Annotated in this window: 21 protein-coding genes and 1 pseudogene; 10 read left to right on the top strand and 12 right to left on the bottom strand. The window is 61.7% G+C overall.

Annotated elements, in window-relative coordinates:
• Positions 1 to 243: 243 nt before the first annotated feature.
• From D5S08_RS14700 to D5S08_RS17200, 8 genes are all read right to left on the bottom strand, one after another.
• The gene (locus D5S08_RS14700; protein WP_241557444.1) at positions 244 to 960 is read right to left on the bottom strand and encodes a PEPxxWA-CTERM sorting domain-containing protein; all 717 of its coding nucleotides are present in this window, start codon (positions 958 to 960) and stop codon (positions 244 to 246) included.
• A 471-nt stretch (positions 961 to 1431) separates the two neighbouring features.
• Positions 1432 to 1884: a cupin domain-containing protein gene (locus tag D5S08_RS14695; RefSeq protein WP_241557443.1), complete on the bottom strand. Its 453-nt coding sequence runs from the start codon at positions 1882 to 1884 to the stop codon at positions 1432 to 1434.
• A 193-nt stretch (positions 1885 to 2077) separates the two neighbouring features.
• Complete coding sequence (locus D5S08_RS16535; protein ID WP_162301998.1) at positions 2078 to 3262, bottom strand: YfiM family lipoprotein; 1185 nt, start codon at positions 3260 to 3262, stop codon at positions 2078 to 2080.
• Between the two features lie 364 nt (positions 3263 to 3626).
• Positions 3627 to 4532, bottom strand: coding sequence for a sigma-70 family RNA polymerase sigma factor (locus tag D5S08_RS14690; RefSeq protein ID WP_277750424.1), 906 nt, complete (start codon positions 4530 to 4532; stop codon positions 3627 to 3629).
• A complete protein-coding gene (locus D5S08_RS14685; RefSeq protein WP_121119890.1) occupies positions 4519 to 4980 on the bottom strand; it encodes a carboxymuconolactone decarboxylase family protein in 462 nt (153 codons plus the stop codon). The genes D5S08_RS14690 and D5S08_RS14685 overlap by 14 nt, the downstream gene beginning before the upstream one ends.
• A gap of 108 nt (positions 4981 to 5088) precedes the next feature.
• Positions 5089 to 5919 (bottom strand): alpha/beta fold hydrolase, encoded by an 831-nt coding sequence (locus D5S08_RS14680; protein ID WP_175578954.1) that lies wholly within the window; start codon positions 5917 to 5919, stop codon positions 5089 to 5091.
• Positions 5920 to 6010: 91 nt separating this feature from the next.
• A complete protein-coding gene (locus D5S08_RS17205) occupies positions 6011 to 6544 on the bottom strand; it encodes an SDR family NAD(P)-dependent oxidoreductase (RefSeq protein ID WP_241557442.1) in 534 nt (177 codons plus the stop codon).
• Positions 6545 to 6716: 172 nt separating this feature from the next.
• Positions 6717 to 7061, bottom strand: coding sequence for an SDR family NAD(P)-dependent oxidoreductase (locus D5S08_RS17200; protein ID WP_241557441.1), 345 nt, complete (start codon positions 7059 to 7061; stop codon positions 6717 to 6719).
• Here D5S08_RS17200 and D5S08_RS17530 point away from each other — a divergent pair.
• From D5S08_RS17530 to D5S08_RS14660, 3 genes are all read left to right on the top strand, one after another.
• A complete protein-coding gene (locus D5S08_RS17530; RefSeq protein ID WP_421757475.1) occupies positions 6954 to 7286 on the top strand; it encodes a cupin domain-containing protein in 333 nt (110 codons plus the stop codon). The genes D5S08_RS17200 and D5S08_RS17530 overlap by 108 nt on opposite strands.
• Positions 7193 to 7459, top strand: a complete 267-nt coding sequence (locus tag D5S08_RS16870) for an AraC family transcriptional regulator (RefSeq protein ID WP_162301993.1) — start codon at positions 7193 to 7195, stop codon at positions 7457 to 7459. The genes D5S08_RS17530 and D5S08_RS16870 overlap by 94 nt, the downstream gene beginning before the upstream one ends.
• Before the next feature lie 123 nt (positions 7460 to 7582).
• Positions 7583 to 8080 (top strand): helix-turn-helix transcriptional regulator, encoded by a 498-nt coding sequence (locus tag D5S08_RS14660; RefSeq protein WP_121119883.1) that lies wholly within the window; start codon positions 7583 to 7585, stop codon positions 8078 to 8080.
• A gap of 13 nt (positions 8081 to 8093) precedes the next feature.
• On the opposite strand, the gene D5S08_RS17195 is transcribed toward D5S08_RS14660, so the two are convergent.
• Positions 8094 to 8279 carry a hypothetical protein gene (locus D5S08_RS17195; protein WP_241557440.1) on the bottom strand — a complete coding sequence of 62 codons (186 nt, stop codon included), beginning with the start codon at positions 8277 to 8279 and terminating at the stop codon, positions 8094 to 8096.
• On the opposite strand from D5S08_RS17195, the gene D5S08_RS14655 reads away from it, so the two are divergent.
• Together D5S08_RS14655 and D5S08_RS14650 are read left to right on the top strand one after the other, a co-directional pair.
• Complete coding sequence (locus D5S08_RS14655; protein ID WP_338322998.1) at positions 8229 to 8618, top strand: carboxymuconolactone decarboxylase family protein; 390 nt, start codon at positions 8229 to 8231, stop codon at positions 8616 to 8618. The two genes, D5S08_RS17195 and D5S08_RS14655, sit on opposite strands and share 51 nt — an antisense overlap.
• Before the next feature lie 438 nt (positions 8619 to 9056).
• Entirely contained in the window at positions 9057 to 10007 is a 951-nt protein-coding gene (locus tag D5S08_RS14650) for a retropepsin-like aspartic protease (protein ID WP_162301997.1), read from the top strand.
• Positions 10008 to 10194: 187 nt separating this feature from the next.
• Here D5S08_RS14650 and D5S08_RS14645 read toward each other — a convergent pair whose 3' ends face one another.
• A complete protein-coding gene (locus D5S08_RS14645; protein WP_121119879.1) occupies positions 10195 to 12516 on the bottom strand; it encodes a S8 family peptidase in 2322 nt (773 codons plus the stop codon).
• Between the two features lie 217 nt (positions 12517 to 12733).
• Between D5S08_RS14645 and D5S08_RS16940 the strand changes: the two are divergent.
• Together D5S08_RS16940 and D5S08_RS14635 are read left to right on the top strand one after the other, a co-directional pair.
• A pseudogene (locus tag D5S08_RS16940) lies at positions 12734 to 12868 on the top strand (IS5/IS1182 family transposase); the annotation flags it as partial.
• Between the two features lie 140 nt (positions 12869 to 13008).
• The gene (locus tag D5S08_RS14635) at positions 13009 to 15180 is read left to right on the top strand and encodes a hypothetical protein (protein WP_206610359.1); all 2172 of its coding nucleotides are present in this window, start codon (positions 13009 to 13011) and stop codon (positions 15178 to 15180) included.
• A gap of 592 nt (positions 15181 to 15772) precedes the next feature.
• On the opposite strand, the gene D5S08_RS14630 is transcribed toward D5S08_RS14635, so the two are convergent.
• Both D5S08_RS14630 and D5S08_RS14625 read right to left on the bottom strand, forming a co-directional pair.
• Entirely contained in the window at positions 15773 to 15991 is a 219-nt protein-coding gene (locus tag D5S08_RS14630) for a CcdB family protein (protein ID WP_121119875.1), read from the bottom strand.
• Entirely contained in the window at positions 15991 to 16248 is a 258-nt protein-coding gene (locus tag D5S08_RS14625) for a type II toxin-antitoxin system CcdA family antitoxin (RefSeq protein ID WP_241557438.1), read from the bottom strand. The genes D5S08_RS14630 and D5S08_RS14625 overlap by 1 nt, the downstream gene beginning before the upstream one ends.
• A 236-nt stretch (positions 16249 to 16484) precedes the next feature.
• Between D5S08_RS14625 and D5S08_RS14620 the strand changes: the two genes are divergently transcribed.
• The 3 genes from D5S08_RS14620 to D5S08_RS14610 all read left to right on the top strand — a co-directional run bounded on the left by D5S08_RS14620 (position 16485) and on the right by D5S08_RS14610 (position 18544).
• A complete protein-coding gene (locus tag D5S08_RS14620; RefSeq protein WP_121119873.1) occupies positions 16485 to 17360 on the top strand; it encodes an SDR family oxidoreductase in 876 nt (291 codons plus the stop codon).
• Between the two features lie 199 nt (positions 17361 to 17559).
• Positions 17560 to 17847 carry a hypothetical protein gene (locus D5S08_RS14615; RefSeq protein ID WP_241557437.1) on the top strand — a complete coding sequence of 96 codons (288 nt, stop codon included), beginning with the start codon at positions 17560 to 17562 and terminating at the stop codon, positions 17845 to 17847.
• A gap of 124 nt (positions 17848 to 17971) precedes the next feature.
• The gene (locus tag D5S08_RS14610; protein ID WP_175578953.1) at positions 17972 to 18544 is read left to right on the top strand and encodes a nucleotidyl transferase AbiEii/AbiGii toxin family protein; all 573 of its coding nucleotides are present in this window, start codon (positions 17972 to 17974) and stop codon (positions 18542 to 18544) included.
• The last annotated feature ends 353 nt before the right edge of the window (positions 18545 to 18897 follow it).

Genomic DNA, 18897 nt, shown 5'->3' with positions numbered 1-18897 from the left:
AAGCATCAGAATATCGACAAGCTCACCGGCAGCTCGCGATGACGGTCGAAAGCACTGATGAGGTCGACGTTGAGGAATTCGACAGACCTCTGGGTCAAAAGAAAACAGGTGAAAGCGCTCGGCCGTCGGTAACGGCAGCATCGGCCGGTTTACAACCGAATGCTACCGTCACGCGACGACAGGAGGCAAAGACAAGGCGCCAATTGCCGACAATAACCAATGGCCCCTGTCGCTGATAGGAGATCAGGCGAAGCTGATTGTAGTACGGCTACGACGACGGCGGGCCATCGCTCCTACTGCGCCAAAGCCCAATAGCAGCATCGCCCAAGTGGCCGGCTCCGGCACGGCAGGCACACTTGTGACATCGATGTCATTCACGTAATCTAGAACTGTGAGGCTATCGGTGAATCCAGCCCCGTAAGACACCCTTCCAATGCCGGCAGGGTCTCCGTTGCTCCAAAAGTTGATAAAGACATCATCGGTTGTTGTGAATACTAGACCGTAGATGTCTAGAAAACCTCCGCCGAACGGATAATCGGTAGCAGCTGGCGGGGAGCCTCCTGGATAAAACAGGTTGTCGTAAGAGAAGCCTGGAGCGACACCGCCAGGTCCGGGCACGCCGGCGGCAACAAGGAAGTGGCCGAAGCTGGCGGGGGCAAGCAAATTGGTGGTGTGCGGATTTGCGGGATTGCTCGGCACGACGCCAGTCACAGTTGTGTTTAGGCCTAAAGTGCTGTTGAAGAAGTTGCCGGTTGCGCCGGTTACAATGTATGAGCCAACGGGATCGAACATGTTAGGGGATGTGCCCAACACGCCTGTGTTGGGGTTTGAAGCATAGGTTAATCGGATTGAACCATTGACGGAATTGCTTCTGAAATCAAATGTGTAATCTTCGGCATAGGCATGACTGCCGAAGCCCAATGACGCTGAAGCGAGTAAGATACCGATCACCGTTCTCATGATTTACGCCTTTCAAACAAGAGTGTGAAATGCGCCCCGAGAAGCTTGGCGAGTTTGATCGCCTTGTTGCCTAAGGTAAATACTCTCATAGCTAATTAGGTCAATGCCCTGGTGGCTTTGTGTACTATCAGCGCAGCATGCTTACTCCAACGACGTAGGAGCCGTCCGGTAGTAGCTGGTTCACCGCTCGAGCGTCAGGTGTTCAGCGCGTCGTGGTGGTGGCAAGAAGAACCGAGTGCCATTCCGGCCGAGCCGAACAGATGCGCGACCCGCCGTCGCCAAGCCCGATTGCTCATTTGAACCAGCCTGGATAATGGCTTAGTTCCTTTGGCTTCGGCTGCTCAAGACCCCAAGCAGTTATTCAGCCCGGTCGCTCGCCTGCCGACTTTCCGCCATTCGTTCAGCCAGCCTAACGGCCGAACGCTTCTTCCAGGAGGAAATGTTCGAATGAAGCTGGACCCAGGATAGTTCCTATCGGTTCACAGGCATTTTCGTGCCCAGTAGCACCAGGTGATCACCGGTGACCCCGAACCAGTGCGGTAGGCCAGCGGGAATAAGCAGGACGTCACCGGGGCCGAGCGTGCGCGAGATGCCGCCCTCGATCTGCTCGCCCTCGATCAGCCCTTCCCTGCTGGCGACAGGAGCGATGAGTGTGCCGCCTGACACAAGCGTGCCGGCACCTTCCAGCACAACAACATATTCGGCCTCGGTCGGGTGAGCCGCCGGGCGCCCCGGCATTTTCCAGATTTCAATCGCTGCGACGCGGTCTCCGTCACTCACGAGCGGACGCCACATCAAGCCCTGCCCAGGCGCCATCTCGGCAAACATTTCGTCCACCTGCGCATGGATCTCGTCCCCGCTCGCGAAGTCAGTCTGCGCTGGGTCGGCGGAGATAGCGGCTGAAGCAGGGATGGGCTGCGCCACGGCGTCGGCAATCGGTGCCGTACTGGCCAGTAGCAGGGATGCCTTGGCAATTGTCGCTCGCTTTGCGATCATCCGAATTATGGGCCTCATCCTAGAACTTTTCCACTTGTCGCATCAGCGCGGGCTAACGGCAACCAACACAACGAGGCGGGCTGCTGAAAGCTGGGCTTGACCCGCCAGGATCGTCCGCCGTTCAATCTGTCGGATGCTCCAGGTGCTGATCGATCCGGGCAACGGAGTCGCGATACTGCTTCTGACCGAGGCCCCCGAAGCGAGTGATGAAGTCTTCGTCACTCAAACCCTCTGGTGATTGGGTCAGCACCACTGGAAGCAAGTCCTGTTCAGAAACGGAACTGAGAGCGTGAGCCGCGGGGCTCGCCGATTTGGGATCCAGAGCTCCGCGCGCTACAAAAAGCCCAGAGCGATCTGCGGCCAGATCCACAAAGGAGAAACCAGACCCTGTTGGGTTACTATCGTGCACCTCTTTCCATTCACCCAGTTTGCCCGCCGCTCGTTCTCCGAAGGCTGCGGTCAGCGCCGCAGAATACGCCCAGTGCTTCGCCAGATCACGCCGCCCGCGCAGCAGTACATTCGCGTGAGGTGGAGGACATCGAGCAACTTCGGCAGCAGCCGACGGCGCCAAGCTGAAGGCCTCGTCCCCGACAACATAGAATGAGAGCGCCACGAACGCAGCGCGGTTGTATCCGACAACATCTGAGCCGGTTGCGTGTTGGAAAGCTCCCTTCACCAACGAGACAAGCTGCGGATCAGGGATTTCTTCGTGCGCCTGTGCCAATCGGCAATAGATATGGACCACTCGTCCCTCATCGACGCTCGCCGCTGCAGTGCCAACCAAACGCGTAATCAGATCGGAGCCGGGCGGCAAAGCCAAGTTGGCAGTCAGAACGCCGCCTTCCACCCTCATAAGGGGAACGAGGTCGTCGAGTGGAGGCAAACCAACCCCCTTTCTCATAAGCATCCAACGACTGAACTCGGCCAACCACCGCGATGCAGCTTTAGGCAGCACAAGCCGTCCCGCGGACAGAGCCACAGTGGGAAAGCCGTCGTGCGTACCAGTCACCGATACGGCCGTGTTGATCCACCAACCACCGAACACGGGCAGACTAGCGCGACCGACCAACAGATCGCCCTCTACGCCAGCTTTCACTCGTTCGACGCCACTTGCCTCCCCGATCAAGATGCCCAGCGCTGCAACCTGCGACGTAGTGAGGCGCAGGTGCGCTAATGTTCCCACCGCTTGTGCTGCCTTGACCTGCTCGAGCAGCGCATGGGCTGCGTCGATGTCTTGACCTGTTGGCTTCCGATGGCGATCGACAGTTGGCGTGGCGCTGAAACCAAGCAGGCCAAGAAGGAGCACCAGCGATAAAGCAACAAGTGCGGCTGTTCGGCCCCGCCCTACTCTTGATGATGATGCTCGCCCCTTCATGATGGCGCTCTATAGCGCATACAAGCCGAAAACCTATTTCGCGACGGCATACGGCCTATAGTTTGCTCGCAGCGCGCACGCGCCGTCATGCGACTGGCGGCTCGGATCAATGGAAGGAGCTTCAATCGTCATTTGCACGCAGCCGAAAGTTGCGTCGCCCCTTTTCGGACGTTCGCACCGCCCCTGGCGCTTCCGAGCTTTGGACGTTCGTTCAGTTGCCGGTCGGACAGGCGATACGCTGATGCGGCGGTGCTGACGATGTCACGCCAACAGCCGTTTGCCATCGAAACTTGCCTCAGCTCGGGCGGGCGGCGTTGGCCGGCTGGATCTCGGCCGTGAACAAGGCGGCGACATGGCGCAGCTTGTCGGGATTGCGCACGATGTAGATGGCGGTGATCTTCCCTTCGCTAACCGCCAGCGCGGTGGTCTGAAGCACGCGGCCGCGATCGATGCTGACAAAGCCGGGCAATCCGTCGATCGTCACCGGGCGGAGCAGGCGCGGCTGATAGGCGGGCTTGCGCGCGACACCCTGGAACAGCCTGATCACCCGCTCGATCCTGCGGACCACATTGCGGAAGGCAATCACCTTGCCGCCGCCATCGGAATGGATCGCTACCTCGTCCGCCAGGATGCCGGTGAGTGCCGTCACGTCACCGCTGGTGCTGGCGGCGTAGAAGGCGCGGGCGATCCGCTCGGCCTCCTCGGCCGGCATGCTGAAGCGGGGACGCGCATCCTGCACATGGCGGCGGGCGCGCGAGGCGAGCTGCCGTACCGCCGCCGGCTCCCGCCCCAGGGTCACGGCGACTTCGTTCAAGGGCATGTCAAACACGTCATGCAGCAGGAAGGCGGCCCGTTCCAGCGGCGACAGCCGCTCCATCGCCATCATCAGGGTCAGCGTGACATCATCGGCAAGTGCCTCGTCCTCCGTGCTGCCCATCAGCGGTTCGGGCAGCCAAGGGCCGACATAGACCTCGCGCCGGCTGCGGGCGGATTTCAGCTGGTCAAGGCACAGGCGCGTCACGATGCGGGTGAGGTAGGCGGCAGGAGCATCAACGCTCTCCTCCACCCGCGCCCAGCGCAGCCAGGCCTCCTGCACCACGTCCTCCGCCTCGCTGATCGAGCCGAGCATGCGGTAGCCGAGGCGCAGCAGGCGGGGCCGCTGCGCCTCGAACGTTGCGAGAAGCTGTTCAGGCGGCCTCACGGGCATCCACCGGATGCGCGGTGCGGACGCCGACCTGCAGCCGGTTCCACACATTGATCGCGCCAATGGCGTAGGTCAGCTGCACCTGCTCCTCCTCCGTGAACTCGAAGGCGAAGTCGGTGTAGTCCCCATCCGGTGCGGCAGTCTCCGCCACGCGGGTCAGTGCCTCCGTCCAGCCGAGCGCCGCCCGCTCGCGCGGGGTGAACAGGTTGGATTCGCGCCGAGCGGTCAGCAGGTACAGCTTCATCTCCTCCACGCCGCGCTTGCGCAGCGCGGTGGTGCGCATGTGGATGCAGTAGGCACAGCGATTGTTCTGCGAAGCGCGCAGCTTGACCAGTTCCAGCAGCACCGGGTCGAGCCCGGTCTGGTGCAGCGCGGTCTCCAGCGCGATCATCGCCTTCATGCCGGCGGGGAACAGGGCCTGGGGGTTATCGATGCGGAGCGTCATGGTATTTTCCTTCCGAGCAGAAGACTCGTGGTCATGACGAGGCGACCTGGCCGGATGCGACATGAAGCGGAAAAAAGAAGGCGAGCGCCGGAACGCCCGCCCTCCCGGTCAATCGCGAATGAAGGCAAGCAGGTCCGCATTGGCGATATCGGGGTGCGTCTGGCACAGACCGTGCGGCAGGCCGGGATAGGTCTTCAGCGTGCCGTGCTTCAGCAGCTTGATGGACTTGTGCGCAGCATCGTGGATGGGGACGATCTGGTCGTCCTCCCCATGCATCACCAGCACCGGCACCTCGATTGCCTGCAGGTCGGCCGTGAAGTCGGTGGCGCTGAACGCCTCGATGCAGTCATATTGCGCCTTGGCCCCGCCCATTATGCCCTGCCGCCACCAATTGTCGATCAGCCCCTGGCTGACCGTCGCGCCATCGCGGTTGAAGCCGTAGAACGGGCCGGAAGGCACATCGATGTAGAACTGCGCGCGATTGGCGACGAGCGCCTGACGGAAGCCGTCGAACACTTCGTCCGGCAAGCCTTCGGGATTAGCAGGGGTCTGGAGCATGATCGGCGGCACCGCCCCGATCAGCACCGCCTTGGCCACGCGGCCGGGCTCGGCACGCGCGACATAGCGAGCGACTTCGCCGCCGCCTGTCGAATGGCCGATATGCACCGCATCCTTCAGGTCCAGTGCCGCCGTCAGTGCAGCGACATCGGCGGCGTAGGTGTCCATCTCGTTGCCGACATCCGTCTGGCTTGAACGGCCATGCCCGCGCCGGTCATGCGCGATGACGCGGTAGCCTTCGCCCACGAAGAACAACATCTGGTTGTCCCAATCATCGGCCGACAGGGGCCAGCCGTGATGGAAAACGATCGGCTGCGCCGCCTTGTCGCCCCAGTCCTTGTAGAAGATAGTGGTACCGTCCGAAGTGGTGATCGTGCTCATCGTGATGCTTCCTTCAGGAAAACGCGGCCGAGCGCCGCTGCTGCGAAGACGATGCTGCTGTCGCCGGCGTGACATTGCCGGCCGTGCGATCCTAACCTGCGATGTCGCAACCGGTCCACCGTGATGACAGCGCCCAGAGTTGTTCTGCCGCCCCGTCGTCGACAGCCCACGGCGCCACACCCTTGCGGCCAAGCTCCCCGCGGCTGATTTCGGCAATGTCGCAATCCTCGCAATAGGCCCCGCCCCGCCCTTCGAGCAGAGGACTGGTGGCGCACCACAGTGCGGTCGCCGCACCCTGGTCAGGTGTCTTCATCCCGCGTGCAGGATCGACGATCGGCTTTCCTTCTGCATCCAGGGCGTCAAAGCCCGCGATCTCCTCGGCGGAGAGGTGCCGGGCAAGATCCGTAAGGATCTGGCCGGGATGAAGTGACCACGCCCGCACGCCAGCGGCTTCCCCCCGCCGGCCCAGCGCGCGGGCGAATAGCACGTTCGCCGTCTTGGACTGACCGTATGCCGCCCACTTGTCATAGGGCCGGCGGTCGAAGTCGATGTCGTCGAAGTCGACGCCGGCGATCTGGTGCCCGCGCGAGGACGCTGCCACGACCCGGGCGCCATCCTGGCGCATTGCAGGCCACAAGCCGCAGGCGAGACGAAAATGCCCGAGGTGGTTGGTATACACCGCACGCGGTCCGTCGCCGGCCGCGGGCGCCCGCCGCCCCAGAGACTCGCTCCGAATTGCATCTCGTGACCCTCGGCATCGCGGCTCAGCGGCGTCGCCATGATGCCGCCGCTGTTAATCAGCAGGTGGAGCGCCCGACCGCCGGCACGAACGCCGTGGTGAAGTCTGCCACTGCGGCGGCGTCGGTCAGATCCAGCGGCAGTAATTCAGCGCCTGGAAGGCCGGTCAGCGCCGCCTGCGCCCGCGTGAGGTCGCGCGGGGGTACGACCACATGCGCGCCAGCGGCCGCAAGCGCCTTCGTCGTCACCAGGCCAAGGCCGGAATAGCCGCCGGTCACGAGCGCCGTGCGTCCGCCCTGATCGATTTCTGCCATCACGTCGCTGGCGATGGAGGCTGCGCCGAAGGGCGACTTCAAGGGCATCTGTGGTGTCGTCGTGCGATCCGATATGAGGTAATCCGCCACGATGATCGACGCGCGAACTGCCGGAATCCTGTCGTGATCGTCCAGGGTGGTCCCACCGACCCCCTGTCTGATGTGTTGGTGATGGTCCAGGCCACAGCCGCCTGTTCGATCCGGTTCCAAACGGGCGGTGAATGGGCGCTGCGCTTCGAACCGGCTTACGTGAAATTCGATGTCGTGCGTTCCGGCGGGTGCTGGCTGTGGCAGGCGGCAAGACGACGCGCCTGACCGCAGGCGACTGCTTCATGGTGTCAGGCAATGCGTTCACCGTCGCCAGCGACCCGGCGATCCAGCCGGCCGATGCCGCGTCGGTCTTTGCCGCAGATACCAGCTGCGGCGAGATTGGTTCGGGCGCCGACGTCGACATACTCGGCGGCAGCGTCACCTTTGCCCAGGCCTAGGACGACCTGTTGCTGCCGCTGCTGCCGCACGCCCTGATCATCCCCCACGATGCCGAGGATGCATCCGCTATCCAATGGCTGGTCACCCGGCTTGATACCGAATAGCGTAGCGGGTTCGCCGGTGTGCGCGCCGCCTGTGACGACATCATCCGCCTGCTCTTCGTGCAGGCGCTGCGTCGCCTGTTCAGCCGGCCGGATGCCGTGCCGAGCTGGCTTGCCGGACTGTCGGACCTGCCGGTTGCCCGGGCGCTCGGTGCGGTCCATGCCGACCCGGGCAGGCCATGGCGGCTGGGCGAGCTTGCTGCCATCGCCGGGCAGTCCCGCTCTGCCTTCTCGGGTCGGTTCACCAGCTGCGTCGGCATGGCACCCATAGCCTATGCGGCAAGGTGGCGGTTGCGTCTTGCGGCCAAGGAACTGGCCACAAGTTCAATGGCGATCGGAACGATTGCCAGTCGGGCCGGCTACCAGAGTGACAGCGCCTTTCACGCCGCATTCCGGCGCGAAACGGGGCCTGACGCCGGCGGCATACAGGCGCGCTCGCCTGGGCAGAGCCGAATGGTCGGTGCCCACCAGCAGGGTGGAGGGCAACGTGCCGTGACATCATCGGGTGTGGGGAAATAAGCCTGCGCCGATGTCACACCCGAAACCTGCGTCTCGTCATGCCCTGCAGTGCCGATGGTCGGCGCTTGTTCGAGGATTTCATCATGACCGCAACTGCACGCTTGAACTGGTTCGAGGTGGCGCCTGATGGCGCGAAGGCGCTGTTGGCATTCACCATTACATCGCCCGCGACACGGACCTGCCGGAGGAGCTGATCCATCTGGTCTTTCTACGCGTTTCGCAGATCAATGGCTGCGCGCATTGCATCGACATGCATACGCGCGACCTGCTCAAGACGATGGCAGCCGACAAGGTGACGCTGGTGCCGGTGTGGGCGGAAGTGCCGCACCTGTTTACCGATCGGTACCGCGCGGCACTGGCGTGGGCCGAGAAGGTCACGCTGCTGACCGAGACACATGCGTCCGACGAGGCTTACGCGGCCGCAGCCGCGGCTTTCGAGCCGAAGGACTTGGTCGATCTGACCATCGCGATCGCGGCGATGAACGCCTTCAGCCGGCTTGGCGCGCCGTTCCGCCTCCCGGTTAAGGCAAAAGCCTGATGGTGGCAGTGCGACCTGATCGGTCCGCGAAAGTCAACCGATCAGCGTCATTGGGAATCAAGGACCATAGTCGCGGGTTGGTCGTCTGCTGGACGAAGATGCGCCGATGCCTCAAACTACCCCTTCGCGCGAGCAGCAGTTTTTGCATCAAGGCAGGCAACAACACGTTAGAACAACGCGTTTGTAACCCGCCATTCTTTGCAGCTACCGCGTTGGCCCCAAAGTCGCCGTTTAGCGCGCCCTCTTAGCTCCCGGCTCCGGTCGTCTGTTCATTTCTAGGGGCGGGTCAGCCGTCCAGATCGCGAGTTCGCCAATCCGCCCACTCATCGATCAGAAGCGATCCTCCGGCAGGGGCTCAATCTTGCCTGTATGGATCCGCGGTCGACCGTGATATTTTCGCGCCAAGCCCGGCCGGCGCGACCTGGGCAGGAGAGGATCATGCGCGTTCTTGCGCTCACCGCCGGGTTCATGCTCGGCCTCGGCATCCCTGCCCTCGCGCAGGAGTCGGTCACCGCGGCACCTGCACCGGCGACCACCGCTACCGAACTGATGGAGCTCGGTTACGATCGCCACGATCGACCGACCGTGCCTGTAACCATCGACAATGCTGGAGCTTACAACTTCCTTATCGATACCGGCTCGCAGGCGACGGTCCTCTCGCGCGGATTGGCCGATGCGCTCGCTCTGTCTGATCGGCAGCCGGTCACGTTGATCGGAGTGGCCAGCCGCCTTGCAACGCACACTGTTGCAATGACCGGCCTGACGATCGGCCAGCGCCGTACCGATGTGCCGCGCGCTGTGCTGGTGGAGGGGCAACACATCGGCGGCGCGGACGGCGTACTCGGCGTCGATGCGCTGCAAGGCCAACGCGTGCTGTTTGACTTCACCCGCCGAACCATGACCATCGCAACTCCCGAGGAGGCAAGAAGCAGCCGCGGTTACGAGATTGTTGTGCGCGCACGCACGCGTTCCGGTCAACTGATCATCACTGACACACAGATCGAGGGCGTCCGCACCGCCGTCGTGATCGATACCGGCGCGGAGGTGAGCGTCGGCAACGAGGCGCTAGCTCGTCGACTGCGGGCGCGGCAGCGTGAGAAAACCGAGCTGACCGACATAAATGGCGCCGTCGCTTATGGACATGTCCATATCGCTGACAGCGCCGAGATCGGGCGATTGCGACTGACGAGCGTCCCCATCGTATTTACCCCTTCCCCGGTCTTCCACGCTCTTGATCTGGAGGATCGGCCAGCGATGTTCCTGGGAATGCGCGAGCTGCGGCTCCTCCGGCGCATAGCGATCGATTTCAAAACCCGACGGATCCTGTTCGACGTTCCCACTACCGAGCGCGAAATGGCGGAGGCTTGGGCGCGCTTGATAGAACCCTGAGGCGAACATCGGACCGGGTCTGCGATTTCGTGCTGAAGAAACGAAATCTTCAATCCGCCTGGCTGCATAAGCAAGTGGCAGGTCGGGGCTAAGGTTCCGCGAGCACGCGACAGCTGACAGTTAGATCATGCGCTAGGTGCCCCTTGTCGGCCATTCAGATTGCCCTGCTCGCCCTCCAGCTCCTACGTCAGAAGCGCATGGTCCAACTACCGATAGCTCGCATGTCGCGGGCCCGTGCGTCAGTAGCTGCTCCGACCCGAAGAGCTGAAGCCAGGCCGTTCTTTTCGAAGCCGAAGGTTATTCGCGGTTGAATTTGACCGCCGAAGTGAACAGTCCGTTCATCGAACAGCAGTCTGCGGCTGACGGAGTCGTAGTCCGAGCCGACGGTGAGAGTGCCGGTGCCAGAGAGGACCACCAGCGGCTGGGCCAAACCTACGGACACCCGGCCGCCGATCATTTGCTGGGTGGCAACGACGCCGAACCGGCCAGTCATGAGCGTCTGCGCTTTGGTGAGCAGCAGATCATCTGCCAGCTTTAGCCGGGTCGAACCGACGCTTGCATAAGCGTCGACTTGCCATCCGTGTGCACCAAAGCCAGTTGCGACTTCGGCAAACAACGTGCGAGCACCATCACCGAAGCGCATTGCGCCAGCACCAACCGGCGTGCCGAACACAGCACCTGTCTCGTCGAGAATGCCCAGCTTAAACGTGCCGGCCCCCGCACTGACATGGGCGATCGCGCCCGAAGCCTGCCTTCCCTCGTATAGCGAAAGTCCGATGCGCGGCTCTCCAATCAGTCCAGCCACACCGACGCTGGTCTGTACGCGCGGCGAGTAGGCGAACATGACGTCGGATGTGGGCGCCATGCCTATAATGTCGCTCATGACATCGTCGCTGCCGTTGAAGCTTGCCTTCATAGTTACGCCCTGCACGCGCAGAGCCAATGCGGCACTGGTCAGCTTGGTCTCAAACACGCGGTTGGCACCGATGGCGGCATGTTCGGTCTCGAATGCGCTCCACCCAAGCGTGCCGCTCGCCGCAGGTGTGACGAAGCTGGTAAAGCCGGCATTGGCCTGAGCCTCCACCCGCCGCTGGAGCATGCGTTCATCGCTGAGCGGATGCACGACCATGCCCGACAGATCACCTGCAAAATCGCGGCCAAAGGCATCAAGCACCACAACGTTGCCAAGCGCCTCCGCCATGGAGGCAGGCACCGATTTGCCAGTGCCTGCAAAGGCGTTCCCCAAAACCATGAGCGAGGAAGCCACCGAACTCGTCATCCGGCCATTCGACAAAGCCGGCCTGACCGGCGACAGCGCCGACCTTGCATCGATCAGCCCATGCCCAAAGATCGTGTCAACGCCAGCATCACCGATGTCGCGTGCTGTAGCGAGAATCACATTGCCCGCATCGACGCCGCTCAGCTGAGGCCATTTGGACAAGATCATGGCTGCAAGGGCGCTGACTTGGGGGGCTGCGGAGCTGGTGCCCGAAAACTGGACGCGGTCGCCGTTAACGTCATGCGTTACGTTCGTGCCGATCGCCACGACACAGCGATCCATTACGACGCCGCAGCGGTTCGAATAGCTGGCGATTTCGTAGCCGGTCCCTCGGCCGGGGCTGATGGCGCCGACGAAGAGCAGGCCGTCACGCGTCGCTTCGGTCAGATCGAGGTAGTTGCTGGGATTGTCAGCAGCATTATTGCCCGCGCTGTTGATCACGATACCCCCGCTTCTGGCCAGGTACGCAATGGCATCCCGCACTGACCGATCGGACACGTCCGTCTCGGTGTAGCCGAGCGACTTGTTGACGACCCTGATGCCGTTGTCCGCCGCATAGCGAAGCGCGGCCGCTTCATTGACGCCGAGCATTTCATCGTCTTCTCGGCGCGCATCGACGCGCAACGACACAATGGTGGCACCCGGCGCCAGGCCTTGGACTCCGATACCATCATTTTTACCGGCGATGATCGTCGCGACCGGCGTACCATGTGTCGAGGTAATGTCCCCGACCGAATTACGCCGCAAGTCCACGCCGCCCTTTATGACAAAGCCGAAATCCCGGCTGAGTGATGAGATCTTGCCAGTAAGCTCCGGTGTCTCGCGAACGCCGTCATCCAACACACCAAGGAGGACACTCCGACCATCCCAGCCATTGTCGAGAGCGTAAAGCGCGCTGATGTACTCGGCAGCGATGTAGTTCGCTCGATACTCGGCATCGTCGTGAACTGAACGCTGCGGCTGCAGGCTGCTTGGCGTGACGACGAAACCGGCCGGCGGAGCCGCCGGGCTGCAGTTGGGTGCGCAGCCTGTCAGGGGTGAAGGGGTTGGACCGGGAGCGGGCACGGGAGCCGGTGTCGGCGCGGGCGCAGGGTTGGTCGGAGGCACCGGCTGAGGAGCCGCTACCGGCGCCGGAGGCGTCGATTCAACGCCTCCGCCTCCACCGCAGCCGGCAAGCGTCGCAAACGCAGTGGTACCGAGCGTTAGGCGCACGACTTTTTTACGATTCATCGGCGGATTACTTTTGATCCCAGAAACTTGCAGAGAGTGTTCGGCGTGCCACGAGTCCCCCGACGAATTATCTGCCGACTGTCTTAACAGATTGTGCTTTCGAACAGTGAGGAAAGCCCTGGCTCTCATCCGGTCGCTGCTGCGATGCGCCCAAAAGCGGACCGGCAAGTTTCCACCCACATCCAGCTATTCGGGAACACGCGAAGCTCACCTGTTCGAACGAACCTCTGCATGGATGGGCCGCAATCGCCGCGTGGCCAAGGACTTCGAAGCCACCATCGGCTCCGCCACCGCTTTCCTCTACGCAGCCGCTGCCATGGTCCTCTGCCGACACATCGCACGGTCAGCATGACTTCTGAAACGGACTCTGAGGCCTCGGTCTGATCGTTCGCTCAACAGACGATAAGGGCTTTGCACGCCTCTGGCCTTAACCATTCCTCATTCCTGTTCGCAATAAAAGGACGAAGCTCGCTAGATATTTGCGGAAACATTATGAAAGTTCTTGAGCGCGATTGGCTTGTCAAAAAACGGAAAGAATCTAAGACTTACTTTCCCTCAGAAACTACTAAGCCTTCAACAATGTTGCAACGTCGGCAATTTATACTTGGGGGCACGACGCTCTTAATATCCGCCTGTACCGGCGATAAAAGTCAAGCGCCATCGCAATCTTCCGCCAATGTCGAACTTTCGGGCGAACATTTGCTAAAGCCCACCGCCATTTCGAGCACCGGCCAGGCCAGGTGGGAGCCAAGCCTGTTCCCCGATGAGGTGCTGTTCGCGTACCAGGCGGGCGACATGGTCGGCGACGCGGTTGCGCATGCGCCAGTGGGCCTGTTGAGCACGGCGTCGAAGGCGCACAGCATCACCAGCCGCACGCCGGCGATCACCGATGAGGGGCTGGTGTTCAACAAAAACCAGTTCCTGCTGCGCGACGGCACCAGCTTTGGCGCCACCATGTTCCGGGGCTTCCTGATCCGGTTCAAGCTCAGTGATCCCAGCAAGACCGGGCAGGTGCACCTCGTCGCGATCAACGTGAACAGCCAGGGCAAAGGCAACACGCCGCGAGTTTATTACAGCAAGGGCAAGCTTATCGCCCGGTGGGATGCGCTGACCTATGACGGCAAGCGTGTCCAGCCCGTTGCGCCCGTTCTGGTGGAGATTGGCGGCGTCATCACCGATGGCGAGACCTGGAACACCGCCATCGTGGGGCGGCATGACAGCTACCTGTTCAACCGCCTGAATGGCTCGCTCGCCCTAGGGCCGGACCTTCCATGGAGCGGGGACAATGATACCACAGGCGACAGCATCATCGGCCCCCGCGCGGACCAGGGCGACAATATCGGTGTCGTGATTGGCGACCTTATCGGTCTGCAGGGCGAACTTTCAGAAGAGTGGTACTCCAAGGCCGAAGGTTGGCTCGCCTCTCGTGGGGGACGCAGCCCGTTCCAAGGCAGCAATCCGCCGGTCTATGAGGCCAGCGATCACCCGCACATCCATCGCTTCGACGTGGAAGCCCACAATGCCTGGGTTGCTGCCAACCCGCGCAATGCCGCCAAATACCGGGCGCAGAGCGGCAGGCCTGCCCTGCCCCTTGATGGCTACACCCGCGTGTATCTCGAAGACTTCCGCGTCAACACAGTAGGCGCTGGCGGGAAGGTCAACACGTTCAGCCCGACGATCTACGCGCAAGGCGCGAACCCGGCGGTCGGCGGTGACGAGGGAACCAAGAACCCGTTCCTGGACGACGTGCCGACGCCGACCTACGACTACAAGCCCGGCGCGCTGACGCTGTATAACGAGTACCGCGAAGGCAAGTGGCGGGCCGGTGCGCTCACTTCAGTGTCCAACTCAATGCACGGCCGCAGCTGGGCGGGAGGTTATGTGTTCCGCTGGCGCACCACCTCCACCGACGACATCGCGGGCAAGCTGTTCTGGGGCATGTGGGGTTACTGTCTGGACTTCCGCCGGTACCATCACATTCCCCGGAAGGAGATCGACTTCAACGAGCCGGATGCGGTCAACCGCATGTGGGGCAACTGGTTTTCGGTCCACAATCATGACCCCTTCATCAAGGGTCGGAAGGGTGCGCCGCATCACAAGATCGTGTCGCAGTCGATCACGAAGGCGAATGGCTGGCCCGCTGACCTCGACCAATTCAGCGGCAAGCCGATCACCTGTGAGGTTCGGGTCGATCCCGATTTTATCTACCTGAACATCGACCTGACCAGCCCAGAGAATATGTCCGACCGGACGAACCTCAAGGAGTGGATGCGCTTTCCGACGCCGCCTGGTTTCCTTGAGCGGTGGTACTTCATGATCAACACCTGCATTAAGAACAGTGGGACGGGTTGGGAGCCCGATCGCACCAAGCGGTATGGACTGACGGTGCATGGCATCGAAGTATGGCAACGCGATGAAGTGGTGAACGCGGTTCCTGCTGTCTTCGCCGCTCGCCCCGTACTTACCCGCAACGGTGACATACTGACTGTGGAACCGAAGCTGCGCACGCCGCTCGACTTCGTGGAATATGTCTGGACTGGCGCAGACGGCTACCAGCACGGAGTCACGCGGGAGCCGCGGTTCCAAACGAGGGAAAAGGTGAAGGCACTGGTGCGGGCTATCGGCGCCACCGACCTGCCGGAAGCCTGGTCGAACATCGCCTAAAGAACGGACGCGCCGGGGGTGATCCTCTGGCGCGCCAATCTGGTCAGCATTGACGAGTAGGAGGGCTGACGCCTCATCTTCACGCATCTGATCGCGAAGGGCGTCATCGCCGCTGCGGCCGAGCCAGTGCCGCCGGCGGATGTTGGCTCCCTGATTGCCGGCGCACAGCACACCGTCAGCCCCCTGCAGGTGCCCAGCTCCACGCCGTTCGGCGAGCACGTGCCGCTTGGTGCGTCCCGGTGGCCCACCTCTATGGAGCCGGCAAACCGCGCTCCCTATGCTTTCGACTGGTCGAAGATCCGGTCTTCTCCGGCATGGCGTGAACATGACGGTGACCTGCCGGGTGCACACCGATGCCGACCCCTACAAGCAATTCGAACGGGCTGCCGTTCTGATTGTGAGGCAGCAGTGGCTTCAGGCTGAGCAACTAACTGGTTCCGGCGGGAGCCGCCGTTCAAGGCCCGCTCGGCGAAAAACGCATTGTGGTCGCGAGCTGCCGTCTGCTCGCTCCTTTGGCGCGCCCCCAAAGTGGACGCTCAGACTGCCCTGCCCGCATCCCGGTTTTCGGTATCCGTTCAGAATAAATCTAGGTTTACGACGCCGCCGTCAAATGGCGGCTACTCAAGACTTTTGGCAAGATCCAGGTGCATTTAGTGCACGTCGGATTGAGCCGCGCGGCGGGCTGCGGCGCATCGCTCCTTGCAAGCAAGGGCACCACCAAGCGTGTGTTCAGACCGCTGAGCAGGTCAGCCTGACAATCGATGACGAGAATGCCCCCTTGTCGCATTCGGTAAACGTCGAACTTCGCCATCAGAATCGGCGATAGTCCGCCAAGGGGAGTCCGCCCTTTTCAACGTAACTGTTGGAGGAAGTCAGCGCATTGGCATTCTCGGCGAGCCAACGCTCGGCGCGCAACTCGGCGATCTGAGCGGCAAGGCCCTGTTCAAAGGCACGCGAAACGTTGATGTCGAGCACCTTCGCCTCTTCAAGAAGTGCAGCGTCTAGCGATACATTGGTGGCGCGACGCGTCCGGATAGCTGCCATTGGCATGGGATGCCCATTATTCATGCGCATATCTATGTGCATCCGTACAAATCTGCAAGCGTCCGGCGGCTAGGTGCGGGTACATCGGACCGGCTCGTGCGGCACAGAACCACTACTCGATATCCCTTTGCGTGCATCAGAGCGCTGCCGCGCAGGTCAAGTTCCTCGGGTCCAGCCCATTGCGGGCTTGCCATGGCGGATGTGCAGGCACGCAACCTCCTGTGAGCCGTTGGCGGTTCGAACCATCTACAGGAGAAGACATGGCCCAGGATCCGCGCACCAGCCAGCCTACGAGGTTCCCTGACGAACCGCAGCAGCCGCGCCCCGGATTGACGACCGAGATGAGAACCAAGCCTGATCATGGTGAGGAGAGCTATGTCGGCAAGGGACTGCTTGAAGGCAAGGTGGCGCTGATCACTGGCGGGGACTCTGGCATCGGCCGGGCTGTAGCGATAGCCTACGCTCGTGAGGGTGCCAGCGTGGCCATCTCCTATCTTGCCGAAGAGCAAGCCGATGCCGAGGAAACACGGGACTGGGTCGACAAGGCGGGACAGCGCTGCCTTCTGTTGCCAGGCGACCTTTGTGACCGGGATCATTGCGCAGCGCTTGTCGAACGTACCGTCGCAGAGCTTGGCGGCGTGGACATCCTTGTCAACAATGCTGCCGCCCAGACCATGAACGAGGGGCTGGACAGCATCGATGACGACGAAATGCAGGGGGCCTTTGCCGCCAACGTCTTCGCCATGATCCGCCTCGCCAAGGCTGCTGCGCCACACATGAAACCAGGCTCGGCCATTATCAACACGAGCAGCGAGCAGGCCAAGATCGCAGCCAAGAGCATGATCGTCTACGCGGCCACCAAGGGTGCGGTATCGAGCCTGACGGTTGGATTGTCGAACCTTCTCTCCAGCGATGGCATCCGCGTGAACGCGGTTGCGCCCGGACCGATCTGGACGCCCATTCAGCCGATCGCGAAGTCGCCTGAAGAACTGGAGACCCTTGGCCAGAATACACCAATGGGACGTGCCGGACAGCCCGGCGAGCTCGCCCCTGCCTATGTGCTGCTCGCGTCGGCTGAGGGCAGCTACATGACCGGCAATGTCGTCGCGGTCACCGGTGGCGTTCCTGTTTCGTAAACGTGATTGACCCCATAATGGACCTCCAGCGGCACCTTGCTCCTTCCCGACTTCGGGCATTCATTCACCTCCGAAGGTAGGCGCGAGACAGCGCTCCGACGGCGTGTTAACGAGCTCCAGACAAGCTTGGACGGAGCCGTAGCGTCACTAGCGCGTTCTTGTTTCGAGTACCCCAGCAGGTTATATCACCTGCCTCGACATGGAGCTGGACCGCAGGTTGGTCATGATGAACGTAGCGACATCAGTGTTGGCGACGGTGAACGCTCCCTATGGGACGAACCTTTCCGCGCATCAGCTCGCAGCGAAGATCGTCGACCCTACCAGCCTCGATTTCTTTGATGCGCCGGTGTTCGCCTTCTTCTCGGAGGTGAACGAGAAGCTGCAACATCAATTCATCGACATCATGGGCGTCGACCACAATCAGGTCCACTGGATGGCGGCGCAGTTCGCCATCAAGGCGGGGTACGCTCTCCCCCTTGCCGCCTGACCCGCATGCCTGACGCGCGGCCAAGCCAGTGGTCGTCACTCTTCGACACCGCGGCCAGCATCATCGACCAGGCTCGACAGGCTAGCTACCCTTCGAATGGACGTTTGGCGGCGGGACGGCGCTAATGCTGCAAATCGATCATCGTGAAAGCCACGATATCGACCTGTTCCTCGACGATCCGCAGGTGATGCCGTTTCTCAATCCCGAAACGCAGGACTACTCGCTCGATCGTAATCCAGACGGATACGAAGAGGACGGTGGCCGTGTCCTGAAGTTAACGTTCGCCGACATTGGCGAAATTGACTTCATTTGCTGTGCATCGATCACCGCTCACCCGGCCAATCAGACTTCCGTGCGAGGGCGAAACGTGCTGCTCGAGACGCCTGCTGAGATCGTTGCAAAGAAGATCTACTATCGCGGATCACGATTGCAGCCTCGCGACATGTTCGATCTTGCTGCCGTGGTTGAACGCGAAGGCGAGCGTTACGTTGTGGCGGCTCTCAGGCAGTGCGGCTCAGAGCGCTGTGAGGCAGCCCTTCAAGGCGTAGACAAAATGAGTCCTGACTTAGCCGCCGGAATTATAGGCCAACTCATGTTTCGCGAACACCACGCGCCGCTTCTTCATAAGGCTCAGTCCGTCACGCAGGCGGTCCTCCGTGCCTCGCTTGCAGGATTTCAGCTCAGAACCGGCATGTAGCCGACGACCCCATATTGGACGTTCGATGGCAGTTTAACGCTTCTCCAAACCGGCCGTTCATTCATCATTTTCGAAGGCCGGCTTCCGCATTGTAATCGGCTAGATAATGGTGAAACCGAGTAGTCCGCGGACGGCTGCTTTCGCGGTCAGCTCTTCGCGAACGAACGGGACCACAAGGTCTCGTTCAGCCGGGAAAGAGGTGATGAAGGCACCCGCCTTGCCATGCAGTACGCGACAAGTTACCGACGTAGTTATCAGATCGCACACCCGGTGTATCAAGGCATGGTCTGTCACCGTGCCACTGCCGCGACCCAAAGGTGGGTGGCTATAACGTGCACGCTGGATGGCCGGGT

Origin of the sequence: Croceibacterium ferulae, assembly GCF_003660445.1 — a bacterium.
GTDB lineage: Bacteria > Pseudomonadota > Alphaproteobacteria > Sphingomonadales > Sphingomonadaceae > Croceibacterium > Croceibacterium ferulae.
The sequence above is the reverse complement of the archived record's forward strand: the minus strand, read 5'-3'. Positions and strand labels throughout refer to the sequence as shown.

What these genes read in the sequence shown, in the direction of transcription:
- D5S08_RS14615 (WP_241557437.1), top strand. Translation starts at nt 17,560, where the DNA reads ATGGAGCTGGACCGCAGGTTGGTCATGATGAACGTAGCGACATCAGTG.
- D5S08_RS14685 (WP_121119890.1), bottom strand. Translation starts at nt 4,980, where the DNA reads ATGACGCTCCGCATCGATAACCCCCAGGCCCTGTTCCCCGCCGGCATG.
- D5S08_RS14620 (WP_121119873.1), top strand. Translation starts at nt 16,485, where the DNA reads ATGGCCCAGGATCCGCGCACCAGCCAGCCTACGAGGTTCCCTGACGAA.
- D5S08_RS14625 (WP_241557438.1), bottom strand. Translation starts at nt 16,248, where the DNA reads ATGAATAATGGGCATCCCATGCCAATGGCAGCTATCCGGACGCGTCGC.
- D5S08_RS17205 (WP_241557442.1), bottom strand. Translation starts at nt 6,544, where the DNA reads ATGCGCCAGGATGGCGCCCGGGTCGTGGCAGCGTCCTCGCGCGGGCAC.
- D5S08_RS14700 (WP_241557444.1), bottom strand. Translation starts at nt 960, where the DNA reads ATGAGAACGGTGATCGGTATCTTACTCGCTTCAGCGTCATTGGGCTTC.
- D5S08_RS14680 (WP_175578954.1), bottom strand. Translation starts at nt 5,919, where the DNA reads ATGAGCACGATCACCACTTCGGACGGTACCACTATCTTCTACAAGGAC.
- D5S08_RS17195 (WP_241557440.1), bottom strand. Translation starts at nt 8,279, where the DNA reads ATGGATCAGCTCCTCCGGCAGGTCCGTGTCGCGGGCGATGTAATGGTG.
- D5S08_RS14635 (WP_206610359.1), top strand. Translation starts at nt 13,009, where the DNA reads ATGAAAGTTCTTGAGCGCGATTGGCTTGTCAAAAAACGGAAAGAATCT.
- D5S08_RS14645 (WP_121119879.1), bottom strand. Translation starts at nt 12,516, where the DNA reads ATGAATCGTAAAAAAGTCGTGCGCCTAACGCTCGGTACCACTGCGTTT.
- D5S08_RS16870 (WP_162301993.1), top strand. Translation starts at nt 7,193, where the DNA reads ATGGGCGCTGCGCTTCGAACCGGCTTACGTGAAATTCGATGTCGTGCG.
- D5S08_RS14650 (WP_162301997.1), top strand. Translation starts at nt 9,057, where the DNA reads ATGCGCGTTCTTGCGCTCACCGCCGGGTTCATGCTCGGCCTCGGCATC.
- D5S08_RS14630 (WP_121119875.1), bottom strand. Translation starts at nt 15,991, where the DNA reads ATGGCGAAGTTCGACGTTTACCGAATGCGACAAGGGGGCATTCTCGTC.
- D5S08_RS14610 (WP_175578953.1), top strand. Translation starts at nt 17,972, where the DNA reads ATGCTGCAAATCGATCATCGTGAAAGCCACGATATCGACCTGTTCCTC.